A 16,067-nucleotide genomic window follows, 5' to 3' on the forward strand; every position below is an offset into this window, starting at 1 on the left:
CACAACAACCTTTCGAATCTAGAACAAGCTCAACTGCTGCCCGTTGCGCTTCGGCTTGGCGAAGTGGTCGGTGGTTAGCTTGGTGCGCCGCTTGTTGAGCCCGAGCTTTTCGCAGGCGATCTCGAAGCGGCGGCCGATCATCCAGGCCATCGGACCGGTGCCCTTCATCCGCGTGCCCCATTGCGAATCGTAGTCGCGGCCGCCGCGCATATCGCGGATCAGCGTGAAGACGTGGCGGTAGCGGTCGGGATAGTTCGACATCAACCATTCGCGGAAGAGATCGCGAACCTCGAGCGGCAGGCGCAGCAGAACGTAGCTCGCCTCTTTCGCGCCGGCATGCGCGGCGGCATCGAGGATGCGCTCAATCTCGGAATCGTTCAGCGCCGGGATCACGGGCGCAACCATCACCGTGGTCGGGATGCCGGCCTCAGCCAGCCGCCTGATCGCCTCGAGCCGTTTCGCCGGGGTCGATGCGCGCGGCTCCATGGTACGGGCGAGCTTCGGATCGAGCGTCGTCACCGACAGCGCAACCTTGACCAGGTTGCGCTTGGCCATCCGCGCCAGGATGTCAATGTCGCGCGTCACCAGCGCCGACTTGGTCACGATGCCGACCGGATGGCCGGCCCGCTCCAAGACCTCCAGGATGCCGCGCATGATCTTCCGCTCGCGTTCGATCGGCTGATAAGGGTCGGTGTTGGTGCCGATCGCGATCATCCGCGCTTCGTAGTCCGGCGCGGCGAGCTCCTTCTCGAGCAGCTCCGGCGCATCGGGCTTGGCGAGCAGCTTCGATTCGAAGTCGAGTCCCGGCGATAGGCCGAGATAGGCGTGGGTCGGCCGCGCGAAACAATAAACGCAGCCGTGCTCGCAGCCGCGATAGGGATTGATCGAGCGGTCGAAACCGATGTCGGGGGAATCGTTGCGGGTGATCACCTTGCGCGAGGTGTCGATCGCCACCGAGGTCTTGAACGGCGGCAGATCGTCAAGGCTCTGCCAGCCGTCGTCGAAGGCGACCCGCGCCTCGGCCTCGTAGCGGCCACTGGCATTGGACTGTGCACCCCGGCCGCGCCGCCGTTCGCGCTCGATCGCGACCGCAAGCTCGGGAAAAGGGGGAGCCGCACCCGCCGGGTTATCGGAGGGCGCCGTTACCGGCGGGTGCTTGAGGGCATGAGAGGATGCTCGGCTCATGCCGAGAAGCTAGCACAGCGCGAGAACAAATCAAGAACACGCGTCACAAAAATCCACAAGGTGCTGCCGCAAGAATCCGCAGCCGCAAAGGCTGCGCAGCATGTGACAAGGTGATAACACGGCTCAACTTTCCAACCGTTTGAGCCATCGAAGCCTCAACTCATGCTGAGCGTGATCATTCCGACCGACGGGGTCGAACGCACTGTGGTCGCGACCTTGGCGGCGCTGGTGCCGGGCGCGGCGGCGGGAATCATCCGCGAGGTGCTGCTGGTCGAGCGCACCAACAGCGAGGTGATGGAGCGCGTCGCCGACGTGGCGGGCTGCCGCTTTCTGCGTTTCCAGGGCACGCGTGCCGCCGCGCTGGCCGCGGGCGCCAGGCAGGCCCGCTCACCCTGGCTGATGTTTCTGCATCCGGGCGCCGTGCTCGACGCAGGCTGGATCGAGGAGACCAGCCAATTCGTCCAGATGGTGGCGGCGGGCGGCAAGGACCGCGCCGGCATCTTCCGCTACGCCCGTTCGCCTTACAGCGATCCCGGCCTGCGCGGCGGGCTCAAATTCGTCGCACGGATGATGACGGGACCGACAGCCGAACAGGGCCTCCTCATCGCACGCGATCATTACGAGCGGCTCGGCGGCTACCAGCCGGACGCCCGCCGCGCCGAGGCGCGCCTGCTGCGCCGGCTCGGCCGCTCCTCCCGCACCATGCTGCGCAGCCGGATCACGGTCGCGTAGAAAGTCCTTGCAGATCGTTTGATTCCGTCAAATAATATGTTTGATGAAATCAAATATACCGGACGAGACCCTCGAAGGCCAGGTCGCCGCGGTTCGCGGCTTCAGCCGATTCTATACCCGCAAGCTCGGCATCATCGAGCCGAAGCTGCTGCACAGCCCGTTCACGTTGCAGGAGGCGCGGATCATCTACGAGCTGGCGCATCGCGAGGACTGCACCGCCACCGACCTAGTGCGCGAGCTCGACCTCGACGCCGGCTTTGTCAGCCGCACGCTGCAGGCGCTGCAGCGCCGCCAGATCGTGACGCGCAAGCCGTCGAAAGCCGACAAGCGCGTCAATGAGGTGACGCTGACCGCCAAGGGCCGCGCCGCCGCGTCCGATCTCGACAGCCGGTCGCGCAGCGAGGTCGCCGCACTGCTCAAGCAGATGGACGGCAGCCGGCGCGCCGCCGTGGTGCGCGCGATGAGCACGATCGAGCAGTCGATGGAGCCTGCCGCGCCCAAGCCGGCCGGCTTCCTGCTGCGCAGTCACCGCGTCGGCGACATGGGCTGGGTCATTTCGCGACAGGGACGCGCCTACGCGGAGGAATATGGCTGGGACATCAGCTACGAGGCATTGGTGGCCGAGATCTGCGCGCAATTCTTGAGGTCGTTCGATCCGACGTGCGAGCATTGCTGGATCGCGGAGGTCGACGGCGAGCCGGTCGGCTCGATCTTCCTGGTCAACGGCGGCGACGGGATCGCCAAGCTGCGGCTGTTGCTTGTCGAGGAGAAGGCACGCGGGCTCGGCGTCGGCCGCGCCCTGGTCGAGCAGTGCATCCGCGCCGCGCGCGAGAGGGGCTACAAGAAGATGACGCTCTGGACCCAGAGCATTCTGGTTGCCGCCCGCAGCATCTACGCCCGCGCGGGCTTCCAGCGTGTGAAGGAAGAGAAGCACCACAGCTTTGGTGTCGATCTGGTCGGCGAGACCTGGGAATTGGAGTTGTGAAGCCGCAGCGCCGCGGACCTGCCCGGCGCGTGACGGCTGAGCTCATTACATTCTATACGCGCAGAGCCCACGCTCTTCGCGCCGAGGCGTATCGCAAAGCCGCGTGGGCGTTGTGGCGTGCCTTGGCTGGATTCGTCAGCCGCGGTTGATAATCCGTCGCTCGCGCAACCTGGGCTGCGTAGCCCGGATAAAGCGCAGCGCAATCCGGGAACGGCGCCGCCGCGGGAACGACCGCCCCGGATTCGCTTCGCTCCATCCGGGCTAGGGGAGCTTGGTTCGAGATTCCGGCTTGATCGCTGGCGCGATGCCCCGCAATGACCGTCAGGCACTCGCGCCCTTTGCCTTCGCGCGCCGCAGATGCTCGTCGAGCCGCGGCATGATCTCGACGAAGTTGCAGGGCCGCGTGCGGTAGTCGAGTTGCGCGGCCAGAATGCCATCCCAGCCGTCGCGGCAGGCGCCGGGCGAGCCGGGCAGACAGAAGATGAAGGTCGCACCGGCGACACCCGCGGTGGCGCGGCTTTGGATCGTCGACGCCCCGATCTTGGCGTGGCTCAGCATGTGAAAGGCGATCGAGAAACCGTCCATCCGCTTCTCGAACAATGGCTCGATCGCCTCCGGCGTCACATCGCGGCCGGTGAAGCCGGTGCCGCCGGTGGTGATAACAGCGTCGACGCCTGGATCCGCAATCCAGCGCCTGACCACGGCACGGATCGCCTCGACATCGTCGGTGACGATCTCGCGCGCCGCCAGCTTGTGACCGGCTGCCGTGAGGCGCTCAGCGAGCGTGGTGCCCGACTTGTCATCGGCCAGCGTGCGGGTGTCGGAAATCGTCAGCACCGCGATATTGAGCGGAATGAATTGTTTGGATTCGTCGATCGAAGACATCGTGTACACCTCACACACTGACGTCATCCTGAAGGGCGCGCGTAGCGGGCCTCGAAGGATGCGCCGCGGGCTCCGCCATCCTTCGAGCTCGCCAAGAGGCGAGCACCTCGGGATGACGCCATCGGACAAGAACCACCGTGCCGTCGGCGGTCGCCGGCTAACCGCTGCCGAACGTATTGCAGGCCTGCACCGTGCCCTGCTGGTAGCCGGTCATGAACCATTGCTTGCGCTGCGCGGCGGAGCCGTGCGTGAACGAGTCGGGCACCACCCTGCCCGTCGCCTGCCGCTGCAGCGTGTCGTCGCCGATCGCGTTCGCGGTGGTCAACGCGGCATCGATGTCTCCGGCCTCGAGGAAGCCCGGCCGCTTCTTCTCCTCGCGGTTGACCCAGACGCCGGAGAGGCAGTCCGCCTGCAATTCGACCCTGACCTGCAATGCGTTAGCTTCCGCCTTGCTGCCGGCCTGCTGCTGCAGCCGCGTCACACGCGGGATGATGCCGAGCAGGTTCTGGATATGATGGCCCGCTTCATGCGCGATGATGTAGGCCGCGGTGAACTTGCAGGCATTGCCAGAGCAGCCGCGGAACCGCGTCTCGACCTCGCGGAAGAAGCCCGTGTCGAGGAAGATGGTCTTGTCCGGCGGGCAATAGAACGGTCCCATCGCCGACTGCGCCATGCCGCAGCGCCCGCCGTTGGTGGCGTTGCGGAACAGCACGATCTTCGGACCGGTATAGGTCTGGCCGCTTGCCCGGAAGATCTCGCTCCAGCGGTCATCGATCTCGCCGAGGATACCGGCGATCATGCTGCCCATCTCGTCGGTCGGCGCGCCGCGCTTGGCTTGCCCTCCCGACGCCTGGCGATCGGTCTGATAGGTCGGCGCCTGGCCGCCGCCGGTGAGGATTTCCGCGCCGCCGATCAGGATGCGCGGGTCGATGCCGAAGGCATAGCCGAGCAGGCCGAGCACGATGATGGTGCCGATGCCAAGCCCGCCACCGCCGCCCATCGGAATGCCGAAACCGCCGCCGCCTCCGCCCATCCCGCCTTCGTCGCGACGGTCTTCGATGTCGTCGCTGCGACGGAAATCATCATAGCGCATGGCGGCTTTCCTTCATTCCGGTCGGCGACCCAACACGTGGGCATTCCAACGTAAAATTTCCATTCTGTTAATCAATAGCGCGCCCGGCAAAAATTGCCTAGTCCAGACTGGCACCTTGCAGCGGGCGCGGCTTGCCGAATGTCGGCCAATCTACCGGTCGAATCGTGCCGGTTTGATGATCTCAAGATTTTTTGCAGAACACACTGACGCTGCAGCACAACGCGAACGACGATGCGTCACGTCGTTCAAAAGGTGCTGCAATCTTTTGCGTGAAGATTTCCAATTAAGTCGATTTTTACTTTGGCCGGTCAATGTGTCGCCAGTCGGTTGTTTAGTCCCGCGTCGCCGACAGCGTCGCCTGAGTCAGAGTTCTTGAGTCATGGTTGTGTCGCGTCGCGGGGCGTCTGCAAGGGCGCCCCGCACCAAATTTGAGAGCACTCCGTCGAGCCGAATCGTCATTGGCGATTGTGTGGCCGAGATGTCGAAGCTGCCGGCCGGTTCGGTCGACCTGGTCTTCGCGGATCCTCCCTATAATCTGCAGCTCAAGGGCGATCTCAAGCGTCCCGACGAATCGCATGTCGATGCCGTCGACGACGAATGGGACAAGTTCTCGTCCTTCGCGGCCTATGACGATTTCACCCGCGCCTGGCTGCTCGCCTGCCGCCGCCTGATGAAACCGTCGGCGACGCTGTGGGTGATCGGCTCCTATCACAACATCTTTCGCGTCGGCGCGATCATGCAGGACCTCGGCTTCTGGCTCCTGAACGACATCGTGTGGCGCAAGTCGAACCCGATGCCGAACTTCCGCGGCCGCCGCTTCACCAACGCGCACGAGACCATGATCTGGGCCGCGCGCGACGAGAAGGCCAAGGGATACACATTCAATTATGAGGCATTGAAGGCGGCCAACGAGGACGTGCAGGCACGTTCCGACTGGTTGATCCCGCTGTGCACCGGCGAAGAGCGCCTCAAGGACAACGACGGCAAGAAGGTGCACCCGACGCAGAAGCCCGAGCAGCTTCTCGCCCGCGTGCTGTTGTCGTCGTCCAAGCCCGGCGATCTCGTGATCGATCCGTTCAACGGCACCGGCACCACCGGCGCCGTCGCCAAGCGCCTCGGCCGCAACTATATCGGCTTCGAGCGCGACCGGACCTACGCCGCCGCGGCGGAAGCGCGCATTGCCGCGATCGAGCCGCTGCCGAACGCAACGCTGGCACCGTTCATGACCGCCCGCGACGCACCGCGTGTCGCGTTCTCCGAATTGATCGAGCGCGGCATGATCGTGCCAGGCGCAAAGCTGGTCGACGCCAAGAAGCGCCACGGCGCGCTGGTCCGCGCCGACGGCGCCATCATGCTCGGCGACAAGGTCGGCTCGATCCATCGCATCGGTGCGGTCGCGCAGGGCTCCGGCGCCTGCAACGGCTGGACCTTCTGGCACGTCGAAACCAAGAGCGGCTTGCGGTTGATCGACGAGCTGCGCGCCGAGATTCGCTCCGAGATGGCGCAGGCGAGCTGACGTTTTCGAGCATTGCAGGTAGGGAACGGCGCGATGCGCCGCGCCCACGATGTCTTTCGTGGCCCGGCATGCGAGTGGCGCGCAGGTTTCGGTCTGCTCAGCCGACGGCTTGCCGAATAGCTCCCTCCCGCCGGCACACGCGCCTTTTTCACAAACTCGTCGCTTGCGCATTGCAGTAAAGTTTGCACATGAAGGCCGGCGCGCGGCTTTCCCCCGCGGCGTCCCGATTCCATCGGTCACAACATCAAAGGGAGTCTCTTCATGCTCAAATTCTATTTCAACGGCGCGCCGAACCCGAACAAGGTCGCGCTGTTTCTCGAAGAGTCCGGCCTGCCCTTCGAGGCGATCCCGGTCGACACGCGGAAGGGCGAGCAGTTCGCGCCCGACTTTCTGAAGGTCAACCCGAACGGCAAGGTTCCGGCGATCGACGACAACGGCACCTTCGTGTTCGACTCCAACGCCATCCTGCTCTACCTCGCCGAGAAGACTGGCAAGTTTCTGCCCGCCAACACTCAGGCCAACCGCGCCGCGACGCTGTCCTGGCTGATGTTCATCGCGACCGGGCTCGGCCCGTATTCCGGCCAGGCGGTGCACTTCAAGCATTTCGCGCCGAAGGATCTCGACTACGCCAACAACCGCTACCAGTATGAGGCGCATCGCCACTACAAGATCCTCGACGATCACCTCGCCAAGTCGCGCTACATGGTCGGCGACGCCTATTCGATCGTCGACATGGCGTTCTGGGGCTGGGCGCGGATGGCGCCGTTCGTGCTCGGCGAGGAAGGCTACGCGAAATACCCGAACGTGAAGCGGCTGGTCGACGAGATTTCGGCGCGGCCGGCAGCGGCACGGGCGATCGCGCTCAAGGACAAGCACACCTTCAAGGCCGAAATGGACGATGCAGCCCGCAACATCATGTTCGGCCACCTCAAGACCAAGGTGGCGTGATCCGATCCACACGATGAGAAAACGGCGCCCTACCGGGCGCCGTTTCGCTTCTGCCACTTTGCTGGTGGAGCTCGGCTATCTCGCCGGAAACGCACCGAGCACCTTCTCGGTCAGCACCGAATCGCAATATTCCCTGACCTCCTTGATCTTGCCGCCGTCGAACCGCAGCACCAGGCAATAGTCGTTGTCGTAGCGCTGGCCGGCCTTGGTAAGGTTGTTGCCCTTGGCCTCGACCACGACGATATCGCCATCGGCGATGAAGCGGTGGGCGACGGTGCGGCCGCGCTCGACCAGCTTCGAGCGGACATGGCCATGCAGGTCGGTGAGGATCGATTGCCTGCCGGTGAAGCTGCGCGACCAGGAATATTGCCCCGTCACGGTCCAGGTCGCGTCGTCGGCGAGGCTTGCCATGAACAGGGATTTCTCGCGCACGGCGGGATCGGGGTCACCCGCGATCGCAAACATTTCCTGCACCAGTTGCTTGTTGTCGGCTGCGCTCATGATGGCACTCCTGCGATTGATCGACTCTTTGAATCACGCGTCTTGACGCGAAGCGAACCCGCTCCGTCCGAAACGCCTGCCAATCCTGCGGTGCTGGCGCTCATTCTTCCAATCGATAGCCGGCATGATATATATCCACCCCATGAATTTGAATTCGCTTGACCTCAATCTGCTGGTCGCGCTCGACGCGCTGCTGAGGGAAGCCAATGTGAGCCGCGCCGCGATGCGGCTGCATCTGTCGCAGCCGGCGACCAGCCACGCGCTGCAGCGGCTGCGCGATTTGATCGGCGATCCGCTTCTGGTGCGCAACGGCGCGCGGATGGAATTGACGCCGCGAGCGCTGGCCCTGCGCGGACCGCTGGCGCAGGCGCTCGAGCAGGTACGCGCGTTATTCGTCCCCGATGACTTCGACGCTGCGCGCAGCGACCGGCATTTCCGGCTGATGATGCCCGACCTCGCGGTCGAACTGATGATGCCGCGCCTGATGGAAAAGGTGACGCGGGCCGCACCCAACGTCACCATCGACGTGGTGCCGTGGCGGGGACCTGCGATCTTCACGCCCGAATTCGCCCGCACCATCGATCTGGTGATCTCGATCGGCGACGCCTTCAAGGGATTTCACCGCCAGAAGCTCTATACCGACAGCGATGCGCTGGCGGTGCGGCGCGGGCATCCCGTCGGCGCGAAGCTGAAAAAGCGCGAGGCGTTCCTCGCCGCGCGGCACGTCGCCGTGGTGATCCGCGGCCAGAGCGAGGATCTGATCGACACCTGGCTGCGCGCAAAGGGCATCGAGCGGCGGATCGCGCTGGTGGTGCCGGGCTATATCGAGGCGCTGCACATCACTGCGCGTACCGACCTCGTCGCCTTCGTACCGCGCCGGCTGATCTCGGCCCTGTCGAAGCAGCTCTCGTTGGTCACGGTGACGCCGCCGCTCGATCCCGGGATCGACGAGCAGCACATGTTCTACCCGACCCGCGCGCAGATGGACCCCGGATCGATCTGGCTGCGCAAGCTGATGCTGGAAACCGGGCGGGAGATGGAGACGCGGAAGGCGCCGTAACGCAAATTCCATCCGCATGTCGTCCCTGCGAAAGCACTATGGCATCTACACGTTTGCGGTGCCGTATACGAGGATTTGGAAGCGAGCCATCCCGATGTGGAAGGTGATTGGTCCAGGTGGGCGATGCGAGGCGTAGCCGGTCCATCCGCCGAGCTTTGCGATGATCCACGCCGCCCAGGCGACAGTGTTGGGGCGATGGTGGTTCTTCTGGAGCTCGGTGCGGCCTTTCAGGGTTTTATTGATGGCCTTGAGCGCGTCGATCTCGTCCGGCGTGAACACAAATTCGGCCGGCAATTCTTCACCGCCATTGCGGGCTTGGACAAGCTGGATGACGGGACATGCCACTCTGGTGGCGATCGCCACCAGTTTGATCAGGCCTTCAGCGCTGTCGAGCTGACTATCCTCGATGCGCAGACCCTGGCTCTTCAGCGAGCGGAAGAGCTGCTCGATGATCCAGCGCTGCTTGTACCAGGAGACGATCCGCCAGGCATCGGCGGCGGTGGCGACCGGATGGGTGGTCAGGAGCAACCAATGAATGGGCTGGGCGCCCTTCGGGGGGTGCAACTCGACGACTTCGACGAAGCTGACTTTGACGCCCTCCGCCAAGTCTTTCACGCCGGGGCGCTGCGGCCGTTTGAGCACAACGGTTCCAAAGCACATGGAGAGGTGGGCCTGGCGAGCGCTGCGATCCATCCGCTGCGGCAGATCGATCACCGCCTTGCCGCAGAAGCCGGCCCGCCCGACTGCCTGATAAAGCGTGCCGCCATCGACCAGCGCATGGTCGTGCATGGCGCGCGACAGAAGGTGGACATTGTCAGCGGGCGTCAGCGCCCAGTGGGCGAAGAAATCTCCCTCGCGGTCGTTGACGACGGTGATCATACCAGCTGCGGCCAGAACATCGCGGCCTTGCTCAGCGGTCGTCACCCAGCGCGCCGACTCCTTGTCGGCCAAGGCTCGCTTCTCGTGAGCGATCTTCGCCGTGCGCTTGCGCGTCCACACCTTGCCGCCAGTGAGCCCGAGACAGACCCCGCTGTCGGCATCGACTGCCATCATGGCATGCAGCAGCACGCCACGCGCGTTGCCTTTGCCGACCTTGCCCAAGCCGCGCCGATGTCCCGGACGGGTGTGGAACTTGATCTCGCTGGTATCTTGGATTGCCAGCACATGTCGCCCGCTGACCGCGGCTGACGTCTGCAGGCTCCAGCCTTCAACCAGCTTGTCGGTCGTGACCCGTGGATTGTTCACAAACCGCCAGAACGCCATGTTCGCAGCCCAGTCGCCCTGCGCCATCTGGCGCAAACAGACGTTGCGCGTGCAAAGCACAGCCCGGAGAAGCGCCGCCCCCTTTTATCAAGGCGAACGTCTCCAAACTTGCCAAGGGACAAATCCGGTTCCTGCTGCATCTCTGGCGCTCCTTCGAATCAAAACGCCAGACAGAGAATCATACAAGTCGCTGCGGCGACCGCACATCATGCCGTCCCGAGTCAATCTGTCGCGCCCCAAAGATGTGTAGATGCCCTAGTGCGAAAGCAGGGACCCATAACCACCGCTTCTCGTGATCAAACGCTCCATCGGCCCCAGCGTCGCACAACGATCGCGATTTGGGGTTATGGGTCCCGGCTCGCGCTTCACTTGGCCGGGACGACAGCAATTATTAGGCCCTACGCCTTCTGCTCGGCCAGCACCTTCCGCACCGCCGGGCGCTGCTCCATCCGCTCCTTGTGCGCCTTCACCTTGGGCAAGGTCGCAACGTCGACGCCATCGCCGTCGAGCCAAAGCGTCAGCGTGTAGAGATAGCAATCGCCGACCGTGTAGCTGTCGCCCATCACCCAAGGGCCCTTCAGCATGTCGCGCTCGATCAGATTGAAACAGGCGCCCATGGTCTTCGGCACCATCCCCTTCATGTCGGCGAACGAGCTTTCAGCCGTCGCCCAGCGGGCGCCGCGCATCTTATGGGCGTGGTTCACATGCACGGTGGAGCACAGATAGGAATTGAAGGCCTGGAGCTTAGCAAACTCGAAGGCATCATCGAGCGGCGCGAGCTTGGCCTGCGGGAAGCTCTGCGCGACATAAGCAAGGATCGCCGGCGTCTCGGTCAGCACGCCGCGATCCGTCACCAGCGTCGGCACGCGGCCCTTCGGATTGAGCTTGAGATACTCCGGGCTGTTCTGCTGGTTCGCCCTGAAGTCGAGCTTCTCGGTCGTGTAGGGCGCGCCGGCTTCCGCCAGCGCGATATGGGAGGCGAGCGCGCAGGTCCCGGGGGCGAAATAGAGCTTGAGCATGGTGCTGTCCTCTTCGGGCCTTGTCGGTTCGACAGAACCCGGCCCTCGCTTCTTGTTTTGACGCGGCGGACGTTAACGGCACTGCCGTTTGCCGTCCATCCCCACCCAACGCCACAGCGCTTTCGCGGTTGCCCACAATGCCGCCGCCATGCCATGACCGGCGGGATCAAGAGGGCTCTCATGACTGTACTTATCGCAGGCGGTGGAATTGGCGGACTGACGCTGGCGCTCAGCCTGCACCAGATCGGCGTCCCCTGCCGGGTGTTCGAAAGCGTGCCCGAATTGAGACCGCTTGGGGTCGGCATCAACGTGCTACCGCATGCGGTGCGGGAACTGATCGAGCTCGGCCTGCATGACCGGCTCGATGCGGCGGCGGTGCGGACACGGGAGCTCGCCTATTTCTCCAAGCACGGCAAGCCGATCTGGAGCGAGCCGCGCGGGCTCGAGGCCGGCTACAAGTGGCCGCAATTCTCGATCCACCGCGGCCGACTGCAGCAGCTCCTGCTCGATGCCGCCACCGAGCGGCTGGGGCCGGCGAACATCCTGACCAGCCATCATCTCACTGGCTGGACCGAGACCGCGGATGGCGTCCGCGCCGAGTTCATCGACCGGGCGACCGGCAGGCCGGCCGGCAGCTATGACGGCGCGCTGCTGATCGCCGCCGACGGCATCCATTCCGCGGTGCGTGAAAGACTCTATCCGAACGAGGGAGCGCCGATCTGGAACGGCCGCATCCTGTGGCGTGGCATCACGCGTGCGAAAGCTTTCCTCAGCGGCCGCACCATGATCATGGCCGGCCACGAGATCCTGAAATTCGTCTGCTACCCGATCTCCAAGGAGGCCGGTCCTGACGGCCAATACGACATCAACTGGGTTGCCGAACGGCATATGCCGCCGAGCTATCAGTGGCGCCGCGAGGACTATAACCGCACCGCCAGGCTCGACGAGTTCCTGCCATGGTTCGAGAGCTGGAAGTTCGATTGGCTCGACGTGCCAAGCCTGATCCGGAACTGCCCGCACGCCTATGAATATCCGCTGGTCGATCGCGATCCGATCCCGCAATGGACCTTCGGCCGCGTCACCCTGATGGGCGATGCCGCCCATCCGATGTACCCGATAGGCTCCAACGGCGCCTCGCAAGCGATCCTCGACGCGCGGGTGCTGACCCGCGAGATCCTGGCGCACGGCCCGACTCATGAGGCGCTGATCGCCTACGAGGCCGAGCGACGCCCGGCCACCACCGATCTCGTGATGCTGAATCGCCGCAACGGGCCGGAACAGGTGATGCAGCTCGTCGAGGAGCGCGCGCCTGATGGCTTCGGCGTTGTCACCGAGGTGCTGTCACAGCAGGAGCTCGAAGACATCGCCGCCAACTACAAGCGCGTCGCCGGCTTCCAGGTCGAGGGGCTGAATGCCAAGCCGCCGATCGTGCAGCGGGCGGGCGCAGTCTAGCGAGGCGCACCATCCCCGTCATGCTGAAGAGCGCGGCGTCTCGAAACATGAGCCGCCCGGTCGGTGGCCGTGCATGCTTCGAGGCTCGCTACGCAAGCCCGTCAGCATGACGGATTTAGCTGAAGTGCGGATTTCGGCTACCGAAGCGCCCGCGCCGATTCCACCAGGCGAATACTGTTGGTCGCGGTGGCGAGCAGCGTGCCACCCTTGGCCGTCAGCCGGCCCTCGACGAAGGCGATGGACTTGCCGAGCTGGGTCACGGTCGCCTCGCCCGTGATCGGCCCGGGCCTCGCCGGCGCCAGGAAGTTCACGTTCATTGTGATGGTCGTGGTGTAAAGCCTGCCCTCGGTCATCACGAACACCGCCGGCCCCATGGTGTCGTCGAGCATGGCCGAGAGGATACCGCCCTGAACGAAGCCGGCGGGATTGCAGAAGGACTCCTTGCCGTCGAACAGGATCCGGATCCAGCCGTCCTCCGGACGGGCATCGATCAGGCGCCAGCCGAGCAGCCTGGCGCATGGCGGCGTGGGGATGTGGTCGAGCGCGGTTGCGATCATGGCGGCCTCCGTCTGCCTGATGTCGTAACCGAGTCCTGCTGCCAGCATGGTGTCAGCAGGACGCGCCTCTTATTGGAGCATGATCTTCTCGGAAAACCGCTTCACACTTTTCCGGATCATGCTCTAGAGATCGAGCCCGTGGGCGACGACCTTGCGCATGACGTTCGGAAGCGCCTCCTCAGCAAGCGTCGCGACCGGCACCCAGCGCATGCCGTCGGGCGCGCGCGTTCGCTGCGGAACGCTGGCGGTGTAGACGACCAGCTCCAGCGGGAAATGGGTGAACACATGGGTGACGACGCCGGCCTTGCGGTGCCAGCGGGTAACGCCTTTGAGGTGGGGCGCCTGCGCCAGCGCCGCCTTGTCCTCCTGGCCGGCAAGCCAGTCTGATCCCGGCACTTCGGTCATGCCGCCGAGCAGGCCCTTTGCCGGGCGCGAGCGCACCAGCAAGTCGTCGCCCCGCGTCACCACGAAGGCCGCGCCACGGCGCAAGCTGCCATTCTTCTTCGGCGCCTTGCGCGGGAACGTCTCCTGATCGCCCCGCCTGCGCGCCGCGCAGTCGTCGTTCAGCGGACACAGCGAACAAGCCGGCTTCTTCGGGGTGCAGATCGTGGCACCGAGATCCATCAGCGCCTGTGCGCTGTCGCCGGCGCGAGATTTCTCATCGCCGGCGCGAGTTGGGCCGAGCAATGTCGCTGCCAATTGCTGGATCAGCGGCTTGGCCTGCGGCAGCGGCTCCTCCACTGCGTAGAGCCTGGTCACGACACGCTCGATATTGCCGTCCACCGGCATGGTGCGGCGGTCGTACGCGATCGCGGCGATCGCCGCCGCGGTGTAGGGCCCGATTCCCGGCAGCTTGCGCAGGCCCGCTTCGGTGTCGGGAAATATCCCGCCATGGTCGTTGAGCACTGCGACCGCACAGGCATGCAGATTGCGCGCGCGCGAGTAATAGCCGAGCCCGGCCCACATCCGCAGCACGTCATCGAGCGACGCACGGCCGAGCGCCGTGACATCGGGCCAGCGTGACACGAACTTCTGGAAATACGGCCCGACCGCCTTCACGGTGGTCTGCTGCAGCATGATCTCCGACAGCCACACAAGGTACGGATCCGCGAGTTCCCCCGCCGCCGCCCGCCACGGCAGCCGCCGGCGGTGCCGGTCGTACCAGGCCAATAGCCGCGCCGGGCGGTCGGCTCGATCTTCGATCAGGTTCATTTTGGCAGCGACACGAGAGCTCATTGACGTACTTTAGGACCCGGACGCAAATCTCTCCACGTCATGCCCGGCCCTGTCCCGCGCATCCACGTCTTTCTTTTCAGTCGCCTTCGCCACGCTGCTATAACCCTCCCATGTCCAAGCCCGTCCCGGCCAGCGCCAAGCCCCTGTCGATCCTGCTCAGCGACGTCTTCACCGACGCTTATGCCAAGCAGGGCTTTGCCGCGCGAGAATTGGTGACGCGCTGGGGCGAGATCGCCGGCGAGCGCATCGCCGCCTATTGCGAGCCGCTCAAGATGCAATGGCCGCGGCCGGTGGCGGGCCAGCCGCAGGAGCCGGCGACGCTGGTGCTGCGAGTCGAGGGGCCGATGGCGCTGGAGATCCAGCATTCCTCGGACGTCATCCTGGAACGCGTGAACCGCTTCTTTGGTTGGCACGCGGTTGGCCGGCTGACCATCCGCCAGGCGCCGTTGTCGCGACGCGATCGCCCGGCACGACCCCGCCCGCCGGATGCGAAGGCGGTCGCCGGGGTGGCGGAAGACCTCACGGCCGTGGAGGACGAGGACCTGCGCGCGGCGCTGGCGCGGCTGGGCGCCTCGATCAAGCGAAATTGACGCTTTTCCGCCATTCGGCCGATGGAACCCGCCATTGCCACGATAGTCGTTTCAAGCTAGCGAAAGCTTCTTTCCGGGACTCTTCATTCATTCGGCGTGAATGCGCCAATCCAGGAGCAGACCTTGATCATCACACGCCGTGCCTTCACCGCCGCTCTCTCGCTCACCGGGCTCGCCGCCCTCGCCGGCCTCTCGCCGCTGCGCTTGATCAGCGAGGCCTTTGCGCAAACCGCAGCCGAAGTTGCCAAGCCGCAGTCGCTGCCCGACATGGCACTCGGCCCGCAGGACGCCAAGGTCACCATCACCGAATACGCCTCGATGACCTGCCCACACTGCGCCAACTTCAATGAGACCGTGTTCCCGAAGTTGAAGTCGGCCTACATCGACACCGGCAAGGTGCGCTATGTGTTCCGCGAATTCCCACTCGACATCAAGGCCGCCGCCGGCTCGATGCTGGCGCGCTGCGTCGCCAAGGACGACGCGCCGAAATACTTCGCGGTGATCGACCTGCTGTTCCGCCAGCAGAATGACTGGGTGATGAAGAACACCACCGAGACGCTGACGCGGATCGGCAAGCAGGCCGGCCTCAGCCAGCAGCAGGTCGAGGAGTGTCTGAAAGACCAGAAGCTGCTCGACAAGATCGCCGCCGACCAGAAATACGCCAACGACGTGCTGAAGGTGAATTCGACGCCGACCTTCTTCGTCAACGGCGAGATGCTGAAGGGCGAGACCTCGTTCGAGGAATTCAGCAAGCACATCGATCCGCTCCTGAAGAGCTGATCAGCATCGACCGGATCGGCGTCGCAGAGATCGAGGGGTTCCACGCTGTTTCATCGACGACATGCGTATCGTCGATGAAATCGCGTTCGCGAATTAAGCCAGCGCATCGATTCGCTGTTGAAAACTTAAGTCGCGGAAATCGGATTGTTGCGGCCCGTCGAAGCCGCAAGACTGCTGTAAAACCCCTGCAAATCCCTTGGGAAAAGCCGGGTCAAGCGGTTGCTCTCCAGCGCGGGCCTCGCCATTGTCCCGCTCCATGAGAGCT

The 16,067-nt window shown here is 64.5% G+C and carries 16 protein-coding genes; 8 read left to right on the forward strand and 8 right to left on the reverse strand.

The window, feature by feature from the left end:
* Positions 1–18 precede the first annotated feature (18 nt).
* Positions 19–1,185, reverse strand: a complete 1,167-nt coding sequence (locus tag P6U30_RS30330; protein ID WP_407166450.1) for a PA0069 family radical SAM protein — start codon at positions 1,183–1,185, stop codon at positions 19–21.
* Between the two features lie 162 nt (positions 1,186–1,347).
* Between P6U30_RS30330 and P6U30_RS30335 the strand changes: the two genes are divergently transcribed.
* Positions 1,348–1,917: a glycosyl transferase gene (locus P6U30_RS30335; RefSeq protein WP_407166451.1), complete on the forward strand. Its 570-nt coding sequence runs from the start codon at positions 1,348–1,350 to the stop codon at positions 1,915–1,917.
* 43 nt (positions 1,918–1,960) lie between these two features.
* The gene (locus P6U30_RS30340) at positions 1,961–2,902 is read left to right on the forward strand and encodes a GNAT family N-acetyltransferase (RefSeq protein WP_407166452.1); all 942 of its coding nucleotides are present in this window, start codon (positions 1,961–1,963) and stop codon (positions 2,900–2,902) included.
* A 321-nt stretch (positions 2,903–3,223) separates the two neighbouring features.
* Here P6U30_RS30340 and moaB read toward each other — a convergent pair whose 3' ends face one another.
* Together moaB and P6U30_RS30350 are read right to left on the reverse strand one after the other, a co-directional pair.
* Positions 3,224–3,787, reverse strand: a complete 564-nt coding sequence (moaB, locus tag P6U30_RS30345; RefSeq protein ID WP_407166453.1) for a molybdenum cofactor biosynthesis protein B — start codon at positions 3,785–3,787, stop codon at positions 3,224–3,226.
* Positions 3,788–3,944: 157 nt separating this feature from the next.
* Positions 3,945–4,880, reverse strand: coding sequence for a neutral zinc metallopeptidase (locus P6U30_RS30350; protein WP_407148209.1), 936 nt, complete (start codon positions 4,878–4,880; stop codon positions 3,945–3,947).
* A 379-nt stretch (positions 4,881–5,259) separates the two neighbouring features.
* Here P6U30_RS30350 and P6U30_RS30355 point away from each other — a divergent pair, with 379 nt between their 5' ends.
* Together P6U30_RS30355 and P6U30_RS30360 are read left to right on the forward strand one after the other, a co-directional pair.
* Positions 5,260–6,396, forward strand: coding sequence for a site-specific DNA-methyltransferase (locus P6U30_RS30355; protein ID WP_407166454.1), 1,137 nt, complete (start codon positions 5,260–5,262; stop codon positions 6,394–6,396).
* A 261-nt stretch (positions 6,397–6,657) separates the two neighbouring features.
* Positions 6,658–7,344 (forward strand): glutathione S-transferase family protein, encoded by a 687-nt coding sequence (locus P6U30_RS30360; protein ID WP_407166455.1) that lies wholly within the window; start codon positions 6,658–6,660, stop codon positions 7,342–7,344.
* Positions 7,345–7,419: 75 nt separating this feature from the next.
* On the opposite strand, the gene P6U30_RS30365 is transcribed toward P6U30_RS30360, so the two are convergent.
* On the reverse strand, positions 7,420–7,845 hold the full coding sequence (locus tag P6U30_RS30365) for a nuclear transport factor 2 family protein (protein ID WP_407166456.1): 426 nt from the start codon (positions 7,843–7,845) through the stop codon (positions 7,420–7,422).
* A gap of 142 nt (positions 7,846–7,987) precedes the next feature.
* On the opposite strand from P6U30_RS30365, the gene P6U30_RS30370 reads away from it, so the two are divergent.
* Positions 7,988–8,905, forward strand: a complete 918-nt coding sequence (locus P6U30_RS30370; RefSeq protein ID WP_407166457.1) for a LysR family transcriptional regulator — start codon at positions 7,988–7,990, stop codon at positions 8,903–8,905.
* Positions 8,906–8,950: 45 nt separating this feature from the next.
* Here P6U30_RS30370 and P6U30_RS30375 read toward each other — a convergent pair whose 3' ends face one another.
* Positions 8,951–10,168 carry an IS4 family transposase gene (locus P6U30_RS30375; RefSeq protein ID WP_407166458.1) on the reverse strand — a complete coding sequence of 406 codons (1,218 nt, stop codon included), beginning with the start codon at positions 10,166–10,168 and terminating at the stop codon, positions 8,951–8,953.
* Positions 10,169–10,566: 398 nt separating this feature from the next.
* Positions 10,567–11,187: a glutathione S-transferase family protein gene (locus tag P6U30_RS30380; protein ID WP_407166459.1), complete on the reverse strand. Its 621-nt coding sequence runs from the start codon at positions 11,185–11,187 to the stop codon at positions 10,567–10,569.
* Between the two features lie 180 nt (positions 11,188–11,367).
* On the opposite strand from P6U30_RS30380, the gene P6U30_RS30385 reads away from it, so the two are divergent.
* On the forward strand, positions 11,368–12,639 hold the full coding sequence (locus tag P6U30_RS30385; RefSeq protein ID WP_407166460.1) for a flavin-dependent oxidoreductase: 1,272 nt from the start codon (positions 11,368–11,370) through the stop codon (positions 12,637–12,639).
* 137 nt (positions 12,640–12,776) lie between these two features.
* On the opposite strand, the gene P6U30_RS30390 is transcribed toward P6U30_RS30385, so the two are convergent.
* Both P6U30_RS30390 and mutY read right to left on the reverse strand, forming a co-directional pair.
* Positions 12,777–13,196 (reverse strand): PaaI family thioesterase, encoded by a 420-nt coding sequence (locus tag P6U30_RS30390; protein WP_407170576.1) that lies wholly within the window; start codon positions 13,194–13,196, stop codon positions 12,777–12,779.
* Between the two features lie 123 nt (positions 13,197–13,319).
* Complete coding sequence (mutY, locus tag P6U30_RS30395) at positions 13,320–14,432, reverse strand: A/G-specific adenine glycosylase (protein WP_407166461.1); 1,113 nt, start codon at positions 14,430–14,432, stop codon at positions 13,320–13,322.
* A 110-nt stretch (positions 14,433–14,542) separates the two neighbouring features.
* Between mutY and P6U30_RS30400 the strand changes: the two genes are divergently transcribed.
* Both P6U30_RS30400 and P6U30_RS30405 read left to right on the forward strand, forming a co-directional pair.
* Positions 14,543–15,022, forward strand: coding sequence for a DUF721 domain-containing protein (locus P6U30_RS30400; protein ID WP_407166462.1), 480 nt, complete (start codon positions 14,543–14,545; stop codon positions 15,020–15,022).
* A gap of 123 nt (positions 15,023–15,145) precedes the next feature.
* On the forward strand, positions 15,146–15,802 hold the full coding sequence (locus tag P6U30_RS30405; RefSeq protein ID WP_407166463.1) for a DsbA family protein: 657 nt from the start codon (positions 15,146–15,148) through the stop codon (positions 15,800–15,802).
* Positions 15,803–16,067: the final 265 nt, after the last annotated feature.

Origin of the sequence: Bradyrhizobium sp. ORS 111 (assembly GCF_045571485.1) — a bacterium.
Taxonomy (GTDB): Bacteria; Pseudomonadota; Alphaproteobacteria; order Rhizobiales; family Xanthobacteraceae; genus Bradyrhizobium.